Origin of the sequence: Labrenzia sp. THAF187b (genome assembly GCF_009363375.1) — a bacterium.
GTDB lineage: Bacteria > Pseudomonadota > Alphaproteobacteria > Rhizobiales > Stappiaceae > Roseibium > Roseibium algicola.
The window spans coordinates 3537905-3554396 of the sequence record NZ_CP045344.1 but is presented as its reverse complement, the minus strand read 5'-3'; the positions used below and the strand labels follow the sequence as shown (position 1 = coordinate 3554396).

The 16492-nt window shown below is 60.3% G+C and carries 18 protein-coding genes; 9 read left to right on the top strand and 9 right to left on the bottom strand.

Annotated features, from left to right (window positions below; all coding sequences use genetic code 11):
- The first annotated feature begins 2 nt into the window (after nt 1-2).
- The 7 genes from FIV03_RS16290 (at nt 3) to FIV03_RS16260 (ending at nt 5407) form a co-directional block, all read left to right on the top strand.
- Nucleotides 3-839, top strand: coding sequence for a MaoC family dehydratase N-terminal domain-containing protein (locus tag FIV03_RS16290; RefSeq protein WP_152510280.1), 837 nt, complete (start codon nt 3-5; stop codon nt 837-839).
- Nucleotides 833-1633 (top strand): CoA ester lyase, encoded by an 801-nt coding sequence (locus FIV03_RS16285; RefSeq protein WP_152510279.1) that lies wholly within the window; start codon nt 833-835, stop codon nt 1631-1633. The genes FIV03_RS16290 and FIV03_RS16285 overlap by 7 nt, the downstream gene beginning before the upstream one ends.
- The gene (locus tag FIV03_RS16280; protein ID WP_152510278.1) at nt 1630-2340 is read left to right on the top strand and encodes an alpha/beta fold hydrolase; all 711 of its coding nucleotides are present in this window, start codon (nt 1630-1632) and stop codon (nt 2338-2340) included. The genes FIV03_RS16285 and FIV03_RS16280 overlap by 4 nt, the downstream gene beginning before the upstream one ends.
- Nucleotides 2341-2421: 81 nt before the next feature.
- Complete coding sequence (locus tag FIV03_RS16275; protein WP_152510277.1) at nt 2422-3033, top strand: CDP-alcohol phosphatidyltransferase family protein; 612 nt, start codon at nt 2422-2424, stop codon at nt 3031-3033.
- Nucleotides 3030-3956: a phosphatidate cytidylyltransferase gene (locus FIV03_RS16270; RefSeq protein WP_152510276.1), complete on the top strand. Its 927-nt coding sequence runs from the start codon at nt 3030-3032 to the stop codon at nt 3954-3956. Before FIV03_RS16275 ends, FIV03_RS16270 begins: the two co-directional genes overlap by 4 nt.
- Before the next feature lie 277 nt (nt 3957-4233).
- Nucleotides 4234-4863, top strand: coding sequence for a lysophospholipid acyltransferase family protein (locus FIV03_RS16265; RefSeq protein WP_152510275.1), 630 nt, complete (start codon nt 4234-4236; stop codon nt 4861-4863).
- 4 nt (nt 4864-4867) lie between these two features.
- Nucleotides 4868-5407, top strand: coding sequence for a hypothetical protein (locus FIV03_RS16260; protein WP_062488279.1), 540 nt, complete (start codon nt 4868-4870; stop codon nt 5405-5407).
- 18 nt (nt 5408-5425) lie between these two features.
- Here the strand turns inward: FIV03_RS16260 and chrA are convergent, their stop codons facing one another.
- From chrA to flgB, 9 genes are all read right to left on the bottom strand, one after another.
- Nucleotides 5426-6694 (bottom strand): chromate efflux transporter, encoded by a 1269-nt coding sequence (gene chrA / locus FIV03_RS16255; RefSeq protein ID WP_152511953.1) that lies wholly within the window; start codon nt 6692-6694, stop codon nt 5426-5428.
- Nucleotides 6695-6907: 213 nt separating this feature from the next.
- Nucleotides 6908-7243: a cupin domain-containing protein gene (locus FIV03_RS16250; RefSeq protein ID WP_152510274.1), complete on the bottom strand. Its 336-nt coding sequence runs from the start codon at nt 7241-7243 to the stop codon at nt 6908-6910.
- Between the two features lie 52 nt (nt 7244-7295).
- On the bottom strand, nt 7296-9848 hold the full coding sequence (gene cckA / locus FIV03_RS16245; protein WP_023000728.1) for a cell cycle histidine kinase CckA: 2553 nt from the start codon (nt 9846-9848) through the stop codon (nt 7296-7298).
- 153 nt (nt 9849-10001) lie between these two features.
- The gene (gene flhB / locus FIV03_RS16240; RefSeq protein WP_152510273.1) at nt 10002-11081 is read right to left on the bottom strand and encodes a flagellar biosynthesis protein FlhB; all 1080 of its coding nucleotides are present in this window, start codon (nt 11079-11081) and stop codon (nt 10002-10004) included.
- Between the two features lie 9 nt (nt 11082-11090).
- Entirely contained in the window at nt 11091-11864 is a 774-nt protein-coding gene (fliR, locus tag FIV03_RS16235; protein WP_152510272.1) for a flagellar biosynthetic protein FliR, read from the bottom strand.
- Between the two features lie 13 nt (nt 11865-11877).
- Nucleotides 11878-12144 (bottom strand): flagellar biosynthesis protein FliQ, encoded by a 267-nt coding sequence (gene fliQ / locus FIV03_RS16230; RefSeq protein WP_023000725.1) that lies wholly within the window; start codon nt 12142-12144, stop codon nt 11878-11880.
- 24 nt (nt 12145-12168) lie between these two features.
- On the bottom strand, nt 12169-12489 hold the full coding sequence (locus tag FIV03_RS16225; protein WP_031269190.1) for a flagellar hook-basal body complex protein FliE: 321 nt from the start codon (nt 12487-12489) through the stop codon (nt 12169-12171).
- A 34-nt stretch (nt 12490-12523) separates the two neighbouring features.
- Nucleotides 12524-12934 carry a flagellar basal body rod protein FlgC gene (gene flgC, locus FIV03_RS16220; protein WP_023000723.1) on the bottom strand — a complete coding sequence of 137 codons (411 nt, stop codon included), beginning with the start codon at nt 12932-12934 and terminating at the stop codon, nt 12524-12526.
- A gap of 32 nt (nt 12935-12966) precedes the next feature.
- Nucleotides 12967-13371 (bottom strand): flagellar basal body rod protein FlgB, encoded by a 405-nt coding sequence (gene flgB / locus FIV03_RS16215; RefSeq protein ID WP_023000722.1) that lies wholly within the window; start codon nt 13369-13371, stop codon nt 12967-12969.
- 423 nt (nt 13372-13794) lie between these two features.
- Between flgB and FIV03_RS16210 the strand changes: the two genes are divergently transcribed.
- Nucleotides 13795-15654 (top strand): flagellar biosynthetic protein FliO, encoded by a 1860-nt coding sequence (locus tag FIV03_RS16210; RefSeq protein ID WP_152510271.1) that lies wholly within the window; start codon nt 13795-13797, stop codon nt 15652-15654.
- A gap of 44 nt (nt 15655-15698) precedes the next feature.
- Entirely contained in the window at nt 15699-16421 is a 723-nt protein-coding gene (fliP, locus tag FIV03_RS16205; protein WP_031269188.1) for a flagellar type III secretion system pore protein FliP, read from the top strand.
- Nucleotides 16422-16492 lie beyond the last annotated feature (71 nt).

The window sequence follows — 16492 nt, the reverse complement described above, 5'->3', positions numbered from 1 at the left end:
TCATGGACCTCGACATCGACCACCTGCGCAGCTGGATAGGGCGCGAAGACAGCGCCTCGGAGGTCTTGAGCCCCGCACTGGTTCGCCAGTTCAACGCGACCTTTGACCGGACATCAGGTGAAGCTCCGGGTGATATCGCGCCGCTGCTGATCCATTTCTGTCTTGCTCAGCCGGCCGTTCAGACAGCCGGTCTGGGACCGGACGGTCATGCGGCCCGTGGCGGCTTCCTGCCGCCCGTGCCCCTGCCCCGGCGCATGTGGGCAGGCGGCGAGTTCACCTTCCAGGGTGACATCCGGATTGGCGAAGAGGTCCGGCGGGTGTCAACCGTCAGGGATGTGGTCCTGAAACAGGGCCGCACCGGGCCACTCTGTTTCGTCACGGTCAATCATGAAGTCACTTCTGACGGCCGACCTGTCTTGAACGAGCGTCAGGACATCGTCTACCGGGAGGCGCAGAACGGTACGGGCATGAAGACGCCCCCGGCGCCTGCACCGGCTGGAGACGACGTCATGCAGGTCACGCCATCGGCTGCCTACCTCTTCCGCTATTCGGCCATGACCTTCAACGGGCACCGCATCCACTACGACAAGGACTATGTCCGCGACGTGGAGGGCTATCCAGGGCTTATTGTTCACGGTCCCTTGCAGGCAACACTGCTTTGCCAGTTCGCGGCCGATCTCAAGGAAAGAGCACCGAAAACCTTCCGGTTTCGAAGTCTGTCGACCATATTCGACACGGCGGACTTCACGGTGAACGCGCAAACGGAGGGAGAAACCATGAAGCTCTGGACCGCGCAGCTTGGCGGCCCGGTTGCCATGGAGGCGACGGCGGCATGGTAACGGCAGTCAGGACACCTCTGTTCGTGCCGGCAAATCGACCCGACCGGTTCCCCAAGGCAGCCGCAACCGAAGCCGACGCGATCATCCTGGATCTGGAAGACGCGGTCCCCGCATCGGAGAAAGAGGCCGCCCGCACCAATCTGACAACCGGCTTCACCGAAAAACCAGTCATCGTGCGCATCAACGCCGTTGGAACTTCGTGGCACCCGGAGGATGTCATGGCTCTTCGCAAGCTGGCACCGGATGCCGTCATGCTGCCGAAGGCGGAAGCTCCCGGAGAGATTGCCACGCTCCACACTGCCCTGGGTGGCTCGGTCCCGGTTATCGCGCTCATTGAAAGTGCCAGGGGACTTGCCAATGCCAGGAGCATTGCAAGCACCGATGGGGTGGTTCGACTGGCTTTCGGGTCTATCGACTATTGCGCCGATCTTGGCTGCGCGCATTTGAAAGACGTGCTCTTGCCCGTTCGCTCCGAACTGGTTCTGGCGTCCCGGCTTGCCGGCATCGCGGCCCCGATCGACGGCGTCACTGCACAGCTCGACAACCCTGCGCAGACATTTGAAGACGCCTCCCATGCACGGGATCTCGGTATGACCGGCAAACTCTGCATTCACCCAAGACAGCTTGCCGAGATCAAACGCGCCTTCGCCCCGAGCCTCGATGAAATCGAGTGGGCCAGGCGTGTTCTCGCCTCGGGTGATGGCGCAGCCAATGTCGATGGCGCAATGGTCGACGAGCCGGTCCGCATCCGTGCCCGGACAATCCTCGCCTCCGCGCAGGAGGCCGATGCATGAGCCTGCCGCAGATCGTCCTGATCCCGGGGCTTCTGAACGATGCGGATCTCTGGCGGGATCAGATCACAGGTCTCGCCAACATCGCTCGCCCCCGCGTTGCCGACATAACACGCGGTAGTTCGCTTGGGGCTCTGGCGGAAATGGTTCTGGCCACCAGCGAGGACCGCTTTGCACTGGCCGGGTTTTCGCTCGGCGGTATCGTCGCTCAGGAAATCCTGCGCCGCGCCCCGGAACGCGTGACCCATCTCGCCCTCCTCGACACCACCATGCTGCCTGACACGCCGGAACGCGCGGCAGAGCGCGAACAGCTGATTGCCCAGGCGTCGAAACCTGGCCGTTTCCACGGTTTCGGCAGAAAACTCGCCCAGTCCTATCTTGCCCCGGAAAACCGGGACAATGCCGACATGATCAATCGGGTTCGTGCCATGACGCAGCGCCTTGGCCCGGACGTCTTCATTCGCCAGACCCGCATTGCTCGCCCCGACAGCCGTGCGTCACTCACCGGCATCACCTGCCCGACACTGGTGTTGTGTGGCGATCATGATCAGTTGACGCCGCCGGAGCTCCATCGGTCCATGGCCAGCCTGATCCCGGCAGCGGACCTTGTCGTCCTGGAACACAGTGGCCACCTGACACCGCTGGAAGAGCCGGAAAATGTTACTGATCACCTGAAACGCCTGCTCCAGCGCCACCCTGTCAGGAAGTGACAGCAGGCAATTGAAATTCTAGCGTGCACCGGGTGATTTATACCTATATCTTTCCCGAAAATTAGTCGGGAAAGTTTTTGAATGCCAACGATTTACCAGCTGAAGTCCCGTTTTCAGGACCTGCTTCGCCCTGTGTGCAGATCGCTTGCCGCAAACGGGGTGACAGCCAATCAGGTAACCCTGGCCGCGCTTGGCCTGTCGATTGGCGAAGGCCTTCTGCTCTGGATCTTTCCCGGCGCTTTCCTGCCGCTGATCCTGCTGCCGCTGGTTCTGTTCATCCGCATGGGCCTCAATGCGATCGACGGCATGCTCGCGCGGGAACACGACCAGAAATCCGACCTTGGCGCGGTGCTCAACGAACTGGGCGATGTGCTGTCAGACGCTGCGCTCTACCTACCCTTTGCACTCCTGCCTTTTGTCGATGGGCCGATTGTCGTCGGACTGGTCGTGCTTGCCGTCATCGGCGAAATGACCGGCGTGATCGCAGTCCAGATCGGTGCAAGCCGCCGGTATGACGGCCCCTTCGGCAAGAGCGATCGAGCAGCCCTGTTCGGTCTTTGCGGGTTCCTGATGGCCTTTGGACTGACCACGCCTCTCCTTTATCAGATCCTTTTCAGTGTCGGGCTGGCGCTGTCCGCGGTTACCATCTTCAACCGCGCCAGGGCGGCAATCAGGGAGAAACAATCCGCATGAACCTCCTGACCATCCATTGGGCCCTGATCGGCATCTGGGCCGTGCTGTGTTTTGCCAGCGCCATCGTCTTCGTGATTTCGAAACGCTCCGCCAAGAACATGAGCGAACTGGTTCAGCGCACCGTCAGCTGGTGGGTGATGGTGGCGATCTTCACCGTCTCCTTCCTGGTCAGCAACACGGTCTCGATCATTGTTTTCGCCCTCATCAGCTTCCTGGCGCTGAAGGAGTATTTTTCGATGATCCCCACCCGCCGGGCTGACAGGCGGGTGCTGTTCTGGGCGTATCTGTCGATCCCCGTGCAGTACTTCTGGGTCTACGACAGCTACTATGGCATGTTCGCGGTGTTCATCCCGGTCTACATGTTCCTGTTCCTACCCTTCGTCAGCCTTCTGACCCAGCAGACCGAGGGCTTCCTGCGCGCTGTCGGCACCCTCAACTGGGGGCTAATGCTATGCGTCTTCTCCATCAGCCACGCGGCTTTCCTCCTGATCCTGCCGGCGACCGAGGCCAACAGCACCGGTGGTCCTGGCCTGCTGCTGTTCCTCCTGTTCCTGACCCAGTTCAACGACGTTGCCCAATACACCTGGGGCAAACTGTTCGGCCGTCACAAGATCATTCCGGGCGTCAGTCCCAACAAGACGTGGGAAGGCTTTCTTGGCGGCGTTGCAACCACTTTCGTTCTGTCCCTTCTGACCGCACCGCTGGTCACGCCCTTTGACATGATCCACGCCGCTGCCGCCGGCCTGCTGATCCCGGTCGCTGGGTTCGTTGGAGATGTCACCGTCTCGGCCCTGAAGCGAGATCTCGGCGTCAAGGACACCGGCAGTCTTATTCCCGGTCATGGTGGCATCCTCGACCGGATCGACAGCCTGACCTATACCGCGCCGCTGTTCTTCCACTTCACCCGCTATTTCTATTACTGAAGGGGGATGTCAGGATGACCGCTCCCATTCTGCGCACGCAGTCGGCAGGCTTCTCTTTCTCTCTTCTCCAAGCCCACGCGCCTCTCCTCTCGTCATCCCGGCCAAGCGCAGCGCGAGCCGGGATCGGGGAGCCACTAGATCGGCTGAAAGGTGCAGCCACTGATCATGCGCCTGGGTTCCCCGGCCCCGGATCTCCGCTTCGCTGCGTCCGGGGTGACCGAGGAGAGGACGACACTGGAACAAGCGCTCGATCGTCAGCATTCAGGAACCTCCGTTGATGCTCCAGAAGATCTTCTACATTTTCGTCAAGGTCGCGGTCCTGTTCCTGCTCGGGCTGAACGTGCGTCGCAAGGAACTGCTGCCGGCCAACGGTCCGGCCATTATCGTTGCCAACCACAACAGCCATCTGGATACGATGGTGCTGATGGCCTTGATGCCCCTGTCGAAGCTGAAGGACATCAAGCCGGTTGCGGCGGCAGATTACTTCTTCTCGTCACCACTCAAGGCATGGCTGTCGGAACATGTCCTCGGCATTATCCCGGTGGAGCGTGGCCGGAAAGAGAAGAACGTCGACCCGCTGGAAGGCTGCTACGAAGTTCTGCGTCAGGGCAAGGTTCTGATCCTGTTTCCGGAAGGTTCACGCGGCGAACCGGAACAGATGACGGATCTCAAGAAAGGCGTTTCCTTTCTTGCCGAACGGTTCCCGGAAGCACCGGTCGTGCCCGTCTTCACCCATGGTCTCGGCAAGGCCTTGCCGAAGGGATCGTTCCTGCTGGTGCCGTTCTTCTGCGATATTTTCGTTGGGGAACCAATCACTTGGAACGAGGACCGGACTCATTTTATGACCGGACTGAAGGAGCGCTTTAACGCTCTCTCGACGGAAAAAACCTTTGCATCTTGGGAATAGTAAGTTGGCACTTTTCTGCCTGGCTGCGCTCTGGAGCTTTGCCGAGGCAACGCTGTTCTTCATCGCTCCCGATGCGCTTTTGAGCATCATCGCGCTTCGCTCTCTGGGCAAGGCCATGATAGCGGCGCTTCTGGCATCCTTCGCGGCCGCGTTCGGCGGTCTGCTGGTCTGGACCTGCGCACAGCATTTTCCGGAAGAAACGCTTCAGGTGCTGCTGCTTGTGCCCGGGATTTCGGGATCAACATTTGAAATGGCCAGGCAACTGCTGCAGGCAGGCCTGTTCGAGGGATTGCTCGGGGGAGCCTTCAGCGGCATCCCTTACAAGGTTCTTTCGGCTGAAGCGGGCTACGCCTCGATCCCCGCACAATCGCTTTTTCTTGTCTCGCCGGTGGCGCGGCTACCAAGGTTTGTCCTTGTCGCCTTGATTTCCTGGTCAGTGTCCCGGCTTGTCGGCGCCCGTCTCAGCGACAGGAGAAAGCTCGCCCTTTGCCTTGCGGTCTGGCCATTTGTCTATGCCAACTATTTTCTCACCGCGGGCTGGTGAGCGGGCAAGCCCCCCCCCTCATCCCACTTGTGACAGCAGCACCCCGCCAAGAGCCGCCGTCAGCAGCACCCAGATCAGCCCCATGTGAAACCGCAGGAGCAACAGGCCACACAGGGCCGCGAGGACCGGCACGCGCCAGTCGAGGCTGGCAAGGTCCGGGATCCAGAGTGTCACGACACCCCACTTTGTCGCCGTGACCTCTTCGAAGAAGACATGCAGCGCGAACCAGACCGACAGATTGAGCACGACGCCGACCACCGCCGCAACGATGGCCGAAAGTGCCGACTTTAGCCTCGGCTGCGCCGAGATCCATTCGATGTAAGGCGCTCCGGCAAATATCCAGAGAAAACAGGGAGCAAAGGTCGCCCAGAGCGCAACCAGCCCCCCTGCGAGGCCAAGCAGAAGCCCACCTTCGTGAAATGCCGCCAGAAAGCCGACGAACTGGGTCACCAGAATGAGCGGCCCCGGTGTTGTTTCCGCCAGGCCCAGCCCGTCCATCATTTCACCTGCGCTCAGCCAGCCGTGAATGGCGACGACGTCCTGGGCCATATAGGCAAGCACCGCATAGGCGCCGCCAAAGGTGACGACAGCGAGCTTTGAAAAGAACCAGCCGATATCCGCCAGCAAGGGCACGTTGCCGGCCAGATCCAGCAGCGCCAGCGGCGCGAGCCAGATGAAGGCCCAGAGAAACACCGTGCGGAGCGTTTTCGCAATCGGCCTGCCAATCGCAACACCAGGCTCACCGTGGCTTTCAGTCTGCGCAGTGCTGAACGCAGCACCGTAAAGCCCGGCAGCCAGAACAATCAGCGGGAACGGCAGAGCCAGAAAGAAAATTCCGACAAAGGCCAGAGCTGCAATGACCCATTGCCGCCTGATGGTGAGTGCACGTCTGGAAAGGCGCAGCAATGCCTCCAGAACCACGATCAGGACGGCCGCCTTGATGCCCAGAAACAGCTGACTGACCAGCGGCACATTGCCGAAGGTTCCGTAAACCGCGGCAAGTGCGAAAATTGCGAGTGCGCCGGGAACGACAAACAGAAGGCCCGCCAGCAGGCCACCGGTAACGCCGCGCAGCTTCCAGCCACAGTATGTCGCAAGTTGCATGGCTTCCGGCCCCGGCAGCAACATGCAGAACCCGAGAGCGTTGACGTAGCTTTTTTCCGAAAGCCAGCCGGTCTCATCAACCAGCTTGCGGTGCATCAGCGCGATCTGTGCAGCCGGACCGCCGAAAGACAGCAGACCAATGCTGCCAAAGACGGATATCAGCCGCCGCCAGGATGCTTCCAGGTCGAAAGCTGTTCCATCCTTGCCCGGAGCGCCTTCACCAGATGCATGATGTGCGGTCAACGTGTCAGCCCTTTTCGTCGCAGACAGCCTGTCGTGACCTTCCTCTAGCGCATTCGGGATCGAAGGGTAACTGCAATCCTTACCCGAATGCCGTCAGACCTGAACCGGCGCAACGCATTTGCAGGCGGCAACGCCCAGATCCTGTATCAAGCGCTATCCCTTGACCGGATAGCGGTCAGGCTCCTCGAAGACATCGATCACCTTGGTTCCGGCCTTGATGATCGCACTGTGCTCCGCCCCGCTGGGAATATCGTAGATAGCGCCCGGACCCATCGTCCTTGTTTCACCAGCGATGGTGAATTCGATCTCGCCGCTCGGGACAGTGCCCCATTGCGCCAGATGCGAATGCGGCGGCAGGACCATGTCCTTCACGAAATCGAAAAAAACGACCAGTCCGGCGTAAGAGCGCACTGCGTAGGATCTGACAACGTCCTCGGGAAAGGGAACATCGAGAGCGGGAAACTTTCGGATGAAATCTGGAAGCTGCATGGACCTCTTGCCTCAAACGGATGGTGTTGAGGCAAGTCTGGACCAGGTCGGCCTATCCGTTCAAGACATCCTTCACAGTCGTCGCAAGCTGCTTCAGCGTGAAAGGCTTGGGCAGGAAGAAGAACTGCTCACCAGGAGGCAGGTTTTCCTCGAAGGCGTCCTCGGCATAACCGGACACGAAGATGATCTTGAGGTCCGGCCGGGTCTTGCGCAGCTCGACCAGAAGCGTCGGCCCGTCCATTTCCGGCATGACCACATCGGAGACCACGAGGTCGATCTTGCCGTCTGTCTCTTCCATGACCTCCAGCGCCTCGTTGCCCGAGCCCGCCTCGTAGACGGTGTAGCCACGCGACGCGAGGGCACGGGCGCCAAAGGCACGCACGGCCTCCTCGTCTTCCACCAGCAGGATTGATGCGGACCCGGTCAGATCCTTGACCTTTTCCGGCTCGACTTCCTTCGGTTCCGGCTTTTTCTTCTCCACGACCTTCGGAATGTGACGCGGCAGGAAAAGACGGAACGTCGTGCCGACATCGACTTCGGAGGTACAGAAGATGAAACCGCCGGTCTGTTTGACGATGCCGTAAACCGTCGACAGGCCAAGGCCAGTTCCCTTGCCGACTTCCTTGGTGGAGAAGAACGGATCGAAGATCTTCTCCATCACGTCGGGCGGAATGCCGTGGCCCGTGTCGTCCACCTCGACAAGGGTGTACTCGCCCGGTGGCATGCCGCGGATGTTGTCGAACTGAGTGCTTTCGGCTTCGTTGACGTTGCGCGTGCGGATGGTCAGACGGCCACCGTCGGACATTGCATCGCCCGCGTTTACCGCCAGGTTGACGATCACCTGCTCCAGCTGGTTCAGGTCGGCCATGACCGGCCACAGGTCCCGGCCGTGGATCACCTTCAGTTCCACCTTCTCGCCCAGCAGGCGGTCAAGCAGGATGGAGAGATCTGCCAGAACGTCGTTCAGCTCCAGTTGCTGCGGACGCAGCGTCTGACGACGAGAGAAGGCCAGAAGCTGCCGCACGAGGCCGGCCGCACGGTTGGCGTTCTGCTTGATGTTCATGATGTCCTGGAAGGACGGATCGGTCGGCCTGTGGCTGGCCAGAAGCAGATCCGAGAAGCCGATGATCGCGGTCAGGACGTTGTTGAAGTCATGCGCGACCCCCCCTGCCAGCTGGCCGATGGCCTGCATCTTCTGGCTCTGGGCGAACTGGGCTTCCAGGGCTCGCTGCTGGGTGGTTTCAAGCGCGTAGACGATGGCGGCTTCGCCGTCACCCTCACCTTCCTGCACTGCGGAGACGTAGAAGGTTGCTGAACGCGGGTCATTGCCCTCGACCAGCGGAATGTCTATCGGCGCAATCTCGCCGATCCCGTTGGCAGCAGCCTGGAGAGATTTCGCCAGTTCCTGCCGTCCGCTCTCGGCCACATAAGCCTCCAGCTTGGGAGATTCGTCATCCGTGTCGACCGCACCGAACAGCTTCAGGAACGGCGCGTTGGTTCTCAGGACCCGGCCTTCCTTGTCGAGCGAGGCAATGGCGATCGGCGTGTTGTTGAAGAAACGGGCAAAGCGGACTTCCGCCGCCCGAAGCGCCTCGGAGGCTTCCTCACCGCGAGACCTGTTGAGAACCAGTGTACGGCTGTCACCCGGCTGGCCGTTTTCGCCGAAAGGTACACGGTGGAGCAGTCGCACCGGCAGGCCGCGTCCGTTGCGGGTGACGAAGTCGAGATCAAAGGTTTCGCTCTTGACCTCGCCCGCCTGCCCCTTGATCGAGCGGATCAGCTCGGTGCCGTCGCCGCGCACGATGCTCGAAAGATCAAGGTCGCCCGCATCGAACTGGGCAAGATCGTAGCCAAGCCAGTCGGCCAGGGTGGCGTTGAGATAGACGATGCGGCCTTCCGCATCGCAGGAGAAGAAACCGGCCGGCGCGTGATCCAGGAAATTGATGACGCGCTGCAGTTCCTGAAACGAGTTTTCCTGTTCGGCCCGGTCGCGGGTGATATCGGCCAGCTGCCAGACCGCCATAGGCTTGCCACCGCCGCGTTCCTTCGACACCTGCAACGGGCGGATCGACACCCGATACCAGCGCGCAGCGCCGTCGGCCCTGCCGAGCGGGAACGGCATGCGGATCTCTTCTTGCGCCCTGCGGCTGTCGCGCATGGCCTGGGACAGGCGGAAAATGGCGTCGGCGGCATCCGGATCAGAGGAAAACACACGCTCGACCACACGGATGTCGGCAGCGGTTTCAGCGCCGGTCAGATCCGCATAGGCCTTGTTGGCATAGACAAGCCGGCCGTCCAGATCTGTAATAAGCGCTCCGTCCTCAAGGGTATCGACAAAAGCGGAGGCAAGCGGATTGGCTTCGCCAGGGCGGGCTGACAGGCGCAGAAAGCCTATGGCTCCGGCAAACAGGCAGAAAACCCCGACGACGGCCAGGATACCGAGCAGCGCAAGAATAAACGGCTGTGCTACTTCGCGGTCCATGACCGCAAAGGCAGCAGCAGCGCCGACGAGCAGCAGTGCGAGACCTATGAGAAGGCCTATATTACCGGAACGTTCCGGGCGGCTGATCATCGGCCCGCTCGGCGTCCCGTCCATGTCACTCATCAATCCTGTCTCCCGGGCCCGATTCGGTTCTTGAAGGGGCCGTACATAAGCATTCTGTGCTTAATAGCCGATTTCAACTGATATGCGACCAAGTCCTGTTGAAATTCACCTGTTTGCCGCGGACTTTTTCAGTCCGCTATCCTTGAGAGCAACTTAGTTGGCACGCCAGGATGCCCGCTTGCGCATGCGGAAGACGAAGCCGATGACTTCGGCAACAGCCTTGTAGTGTTCTTCCGGAACTTCCTGGTCGATCTCGACCGTCGCATAAAGCGCGCGGGCCAGAGGCGGATTTTCGACGACCGGAATATCGCTTTCCTTGGCGAGCTCACGAATTTTGAGCGCGACCGCATCGGTACCTTTCGCAAGGCAGAGCGGTGCTCCCATGCCTTCTTCATATTTCAACGCCACAGCATAGTGCGTCGGGTTGGTGACGACCACTGTGGCCTGAGGCACCGCCGCCATCATGCGCTTGCGCGACCGCTCCATGCGTAGCTGCCGGATCTTGCCCTTGATCTGCGGATCACCTTCGGTCTGTTTGTATTCTTCCTTGACCTCGCGCAGGGACATCTTCTGCTTGTTGAACCATTTGTTGCGCTGGTAGATGAAGTCGGCCGCGGCAACCACCGTCATCACAGCCAGCACGGCAGCCAGAAGCTGCAGGATCAGGATCCTTGCCTCTTCCAGGATGATGTTCGTATCGGCGAACACCATAACTTCCGCTTCGTCGCGGTGCGGCCACATCACCGCCACCATGATGGCGCCGACAACGGCGATCTTCACCATTCCCTTGGCAAAGTTGACAAGACTGTCGGCGGAAAACAGCCGCTTGAAACCGGAGGCAGGTGAAACCTTCGAGAATTTCGGCTTGATCGTTTCCGCGGTCAGCAGTGGCTGGTGCTGGACGAGATTGCCCGCCACAGCCATGATCACCAGCGCCAGCAGCGGAATGCCGACGATAAGAGCCACCGACTGCCCCGTGTCCCGCCACAGGGCTTTCAGCGCGTAGCCGTCCACCGCAATCTGGTGGGCATGCTCCATGTAGCCCTTCATCAACTCGCCTAGCGACACGGCAGTGCTGGGCGCGAAAATGGCAATCATCAGCGTCGCACCGGCCAGTGTGAACCAGGTGCTGACTTCCTGAGATTTCGGTACGTCCCCCTTGTCATGCGCCTCTTTCAGGCGCTTGTGCGTGGGGTCCTCTGTTTTTTCCGAGTCGTCGGTATCGTCAGCCATAGCGCAGCGCTACCCCACGATGAACTTGCCGAGCGATTCCTGAAAATGATCCAGATAGAACATCATCAGTGTCGCGATCAGCACCATGAGCAGAAACAGCCCGATCGCGATATTCACGGGCATGGCGATAAAGAAGATCTGCATCTGCGGCATCAGCTTGTTGAGCAGGCCGAGGCCGAAATAGAAAACCAGACCGACAACCAGAAAAGGCGCGCTCATGCGCACCGCGATGGAAAACACATGCGCAACGGTTTCCGTTGCGTTCTGTGAAAAGTCCCCGACCGGCGGAGCAAGGCCAGGCGGAAAGATCGTGAAACTGTCGTGGAGCGCCGCGATCACCAGGAAGTGGCTGTCGCTGACGAAGACCAGCGTAATACCGAGAATGGACAGGAAGTTGCCGAACAGCGCCCCCTGCTGGCCCTGGTTGGCGAAATCCGTCCCAAGCGCGAAGGCAAGGCCGGACTGGTTGGCCATGATCATGCCGGCGATCTGCAAGACGGACGTGATCATCTTGGCGCACAGGCCGATACCGAATCCGATGGCCAGTTCTCCGAAGAGGAGCGCAATCATGCGATAGGTATTGGATGTCAGGTCGACAGGGTAATACTGCGAGCCGACGGGGTAGAGTACAATCGTCAACGCCAGGGCAATGGTCAGCCGAAACCGTGTCGGGATCGTGCTTTCGCCCAGAGCCGGCAGCAACATGACCATCGTGCCCATACGTGCGAACATCAGCATGAAGATGGCTGCGATGTTCGGCAGATAATCGAGCTGTATGGTCATGAAGGTCCACGTCCTAACCGGTGGTCAGGATCATTTCGGCAACCCTGCCCATGAAGGCCTCCAGAACCTGGCTCATGAAGGGCAGCGCAATCAGGATCGTCACGAAGATCGCGAGGATCTTGGGAACGAATACCAGCGTCATTTCCTGGATCTGCGTCAGAGCCTGGAACAAGGCGATGACGACACCCACCAACAGACCGATGACCATGACCGGTCCGGCCACCAGGATCATGGTCCAAACGCCTTCACGGGCGAGATCGAGAACTTCACCAGCGGTCATCAAAGGCCCCCTTGCCGCATCGGATCAGATCGGCATCCGCATGATTTCCTCATAGGCGGAAATCACTCGATCGCGAACGGCGACCATCGTTTCCAGAGCAACTTCCGTTTCGGCGATCGCGGTGACAACGTCGACCACGTCAGCCTTGCCCTCGACAAGGCCGACTGCCTTGTCATCTGCGACACGGCCCTTGTCGACGACACCGCCGACAGCCTCTTCCACCAGCTTGGTAAAGTCGAGACCGGCAGCTTCGGGAGCGCCCGCCTTGTCCTCGATCGCACGCGCCTGCTGCTGCAGCTTGGCGGCCATCTGGTAGGCATTATTTGCGATCGACGGAGTAGACATGACTAAGGCTCCCTTCCCGGATTAGGACTGCCGCTCAGGCGCGCAGGATGTCGATGGTCCGCTGCAGCATCCGCCGCGTGGAATCGATGACGTTCAGATTGGCTTCATAGGATCGCTGCGCTTCGCGCATGTCCGTCGTTTCGATCAGCGTATTGACGTTGGGCTGCAGCACGTAACCGTTGGCATCGGCCGCCGGGTGACCGGGCATGTGCACCGACCGGAAGTCCGTATTGTCTTCCGCGATCTTGCCCAGCTCGACCATGTCGGCGCCCATTTCCCTGTCGAAATGGCTCTTGAAGGTGGGAATCTTGCGCCGGTACGGCAGTTCTTCAGGCGTCTTGGCGGTGGAGTTCGCATTCGCGATGTTTTCCGCGATGATGCGCATGCGCCCGTTCTGAGCTCTCAACCCGCTTGCCGAGATGAACAGGGATTTGATCAGGTCCATGTTATCGGTCCTCTAGCTTGTGCTGCCTTGCCTCATACACTCTTGGAAAGCGCGGTCCGGATCAGACCGAGCCCCTTGGTGTAAAGCGTTGTCGCAGCCTGGTAATCCATCTGGTTCTCGGTGATGTGCATCATCTGCTCTTCCAGATTGACGCTGTTGCCGCTCGGCGTGACTTCGAAGGTGTCGTCTTCCTCGATCTTGGCCGAACCGGTATTTCCCAGCTTCCCGGGGATGTGCCCGGCCACCGTCGTCGTCGTCGCCAGGTTCAGTGACTGCCGCCCGATGTGATCCTTGAAGGTATATTCCTTCACGTCCCGCGCCATGTATCCGGGCGTATCCGCATTGGCGATGTTCTGCGCCAGCACGCTCTGTCTCGTCTGGTGCCACTGCATCTTGGATTTCAATGCCTGGAACAGCGGCAGATCCGTTATGGCCATTCCGATTCACCATTCGTTAACCAACCCGGCAATGATTGCCGTTCAAATGGTTAATGAAAAGTTAACAGCCATTTACCTCTTCCGGCCCAAACCCTTCAAAAACCAGTGGAGGAGGCAACTTTCCTTTGCATTTCGCAAAAAGAGAGGCGCCGCCAACAGGCAAAATTTGCCTGCCTCTGTTAACTTTAAGTCCTAGAGAGATTCGAAGCAGATCAGCAAGCGGCTGAACCGGTGCCGACGGGGCAAAACACTCCCGCCGCAACGGGGAAAAACAAAAAAGCCGAGAGGTTTGCGAGACAGGAGCCTGCACAGGCTCAACCGCCGGAATTACTGGGGATAAAGGCAAACCTCCCCAATTGAGGCAAAAAACCGGAGTAACCGGCACACGCGATCAAACCGCAAGCGGGGCGGCACGAGGGTAAGATGTATAACTGGATTGAGACCACATTCAACGTGAGCGGGGGCATCACGCAGGCTATTGCAGTCATCCTGGCTTTGGCCGTCGTGCTGCTGCTGTTCGGACTGTTTATTTTCATTCTGAAGCGCCTGATGGGGGCAAGCGCTCCACAAAGCCGCAACCGGCAGCCCCGGATTGCCATCATGGACAGTGCTTCTGTCGACGCTCGCCGCCGGCTGCTGCTCATTCGCCGGGACAATATCGAGCATCTCATCCTGGTTGGCGGCCCGAGCGACGTTGTGGTGGAACAGAATATCGTTCGCAACACCCCGCTGGCCCAGGCCCGGCCCGGACAACCGTCTCCCTCGAACCTGCCGATGCCGGTCAAGGCCGCGGTCGCCCCCGGACCGGAGATCCCGGCCCGGCCCGACGACTTCCTCGAAGAACAGGAAGTTGCAGCACCCGCAGTCCAGGCACGTACGCCAGTTCCGTCTGCCGCGCCGTTAGCGCAGCCGTCTTCACCGGCACCACAACAGGCCGCTCCGGCACCGCAACCTGCCGCTCCGGCGGCACAGCCATCCGCACCGGCCGCGCCTTCGTATCAGGCACCGGCCACCCCGGTTGCCACGCCGGCAGCCCCCAGTGTGAGTTCGGCTGCACCGCAACGCAATTATTCGGAACCCGCTCCCTCCCGGCTTACCGCCACGCGTGCGGCCGAGAGTGCTCCGGCAACCGTACAAGCCCCGACGCCCCCGGCCCAACAGGCAACGCCACCAAAGACCACCCCTGACAAGCCGGAAAGCGGTGGAGGACTGGGCCGCGCGAGTGATCTGCTACGTGCCGCCACTCAGAACGGCTTCAACCGGGCCGCTTCGAAACCAGCCGCTCCCGCGCCTGCTTCGCCGGAAGTTTCGCCTCCGCGAAGCACCGACGAAGGCAAGGTCGACATTGCTGCTGCCCTGGAAGCTGAGATACAGGCGAGTGAACCTGCAACAGCATCCGTAAAGGCGCCGGAAGTGCGCCCTGCCGTTCCGGCTCCCTCTGCCCCGCAGGAAAGCAAGACAGCTTCCACATTGAAGTCCCTGGCACGCCCCTTCACGGCCCGTGACCGGCCTTCCTATGGCGGAACGATCTCCCCGCCCGCTTCCGGACCGGCGGCACGTGCCAAAACCGCTCTCTTGAAGCCTGTTGAGCAGGTTCTGCCGGAGCACAAGGTGGAGCCGGTGCTCGTTGCCGCAACCTTGACCGCAGCATCCGCACCTCAACAGGCCCCGACGCAGGAAGCACCGGCGGAAGAAAGCATGCCGAAACCGGACCAGCCCGCCGACCTCGGCCAGGCGATGGCGGACACGGTGGACGAAAGCGTGCAGATGGCCGATGCACAACTCTCTTCAAGCGATGTTTCAGAGCCCGAAGTGACGGAAGCAATCGAACCTGCCGACGTCACGGCGGATGATGAAGCCCGGACAGCGGCTTCCGTAGAAGAGGAAGGTGCCACAGCCGAAACGCAGTCGGTCGCAGAAGCCGCCCCTTCCAGGGAACTCTCGCTGGATATCGGCGATCTCCTGGAAGACGTGCCGGAAGCGTCCACCCCGGCTCAGGACAAACCCGAAGCGTCTTCCGCTGCGGAAATGCCAACTGACGAGGCATCTGCCGACGAGGCTGAAGAGACGCAGGAAGAAACCACAAGCGCTACCGCGACGGTCGCGCCGTCTGCCGCGGCATCGGTAGCAGCTCCTGCCCCTGTAACCGGCGGTCCGGTGACGAGCTCTGCGCCACCGGTCAAGGCGCCTGTCAGGCCTTCCGCCGGTTTGGGCGACAGAAATCCCATCGAGGAAGAAATGGCGAAGATCCTGGACGAACTGGGTGGACAGTCAAACGGATGATGCGCTTGCAATCGCTCCTGCGGCCTGGCGGTCTGATCCGCCTGATGCTTTTGCTGACCGCACTGCTCGCGGTTCTGGCCGGACCGGCTGCGGCGCAGGAAATCTCGGTCGGTTTTGGCGATGACACCACCTTGACGGAACGCGCCGTCCAGATGGTTGTCCTTCTGACCATCCTGTCGCTGGCGCCTTCCATTCTCGTCATGGTGACAAGCTTCACCCGTATTGTGGTGGTACTGTCGCTCTTGCGGTCTGCTATTGGCCTGCAGACGGCCCCGCCCAACATGGTGATGGTCAGCCTTGCACTGTTCCTGTCGGCCTTCATCATGATGCCTACCTTGCAGGCTTCCTATGATGCAGGCGTTCAACCGCTCATCGACGGGGACATAGAATTCGAGCAGGCCTACGAGCGCGCCTCCGATCCGTTCCGGACGTTCATGCTGTCCCAGGTCCGCGAAAAGGATCTCGCCCTGTTCGAGGAACTCTCCGGCAGAGAAGAAGCACCGGAAGGCCCGGAAGACCTTTCCATGGCCACGCTCATTCCCGCTTTCATGATCTCCGAACTGCGGCGTGCTTTCGAGATCGGCTTCCTGCTCTACCTGCCGTTTCTCATCATCGACCTCGTGATCGCATCCGTCTTGATGTCCATGGGTATGATGATGTTGCCGCCGGTGGTAATCTCTCTTCCGTTCAAGCTGATCTTCTTCGTGCTTGTCGATGGCTGGAACCTGGTGGCAGGCTCCCTGGTCAAGAGCTTCGGCGGCGGCTGAAGCACCCGGCCAAGTCGTTAAAAGTAGAAGAAAATTAAGATAGGACTGTAATAGTTACAGCCGTGCGGGCC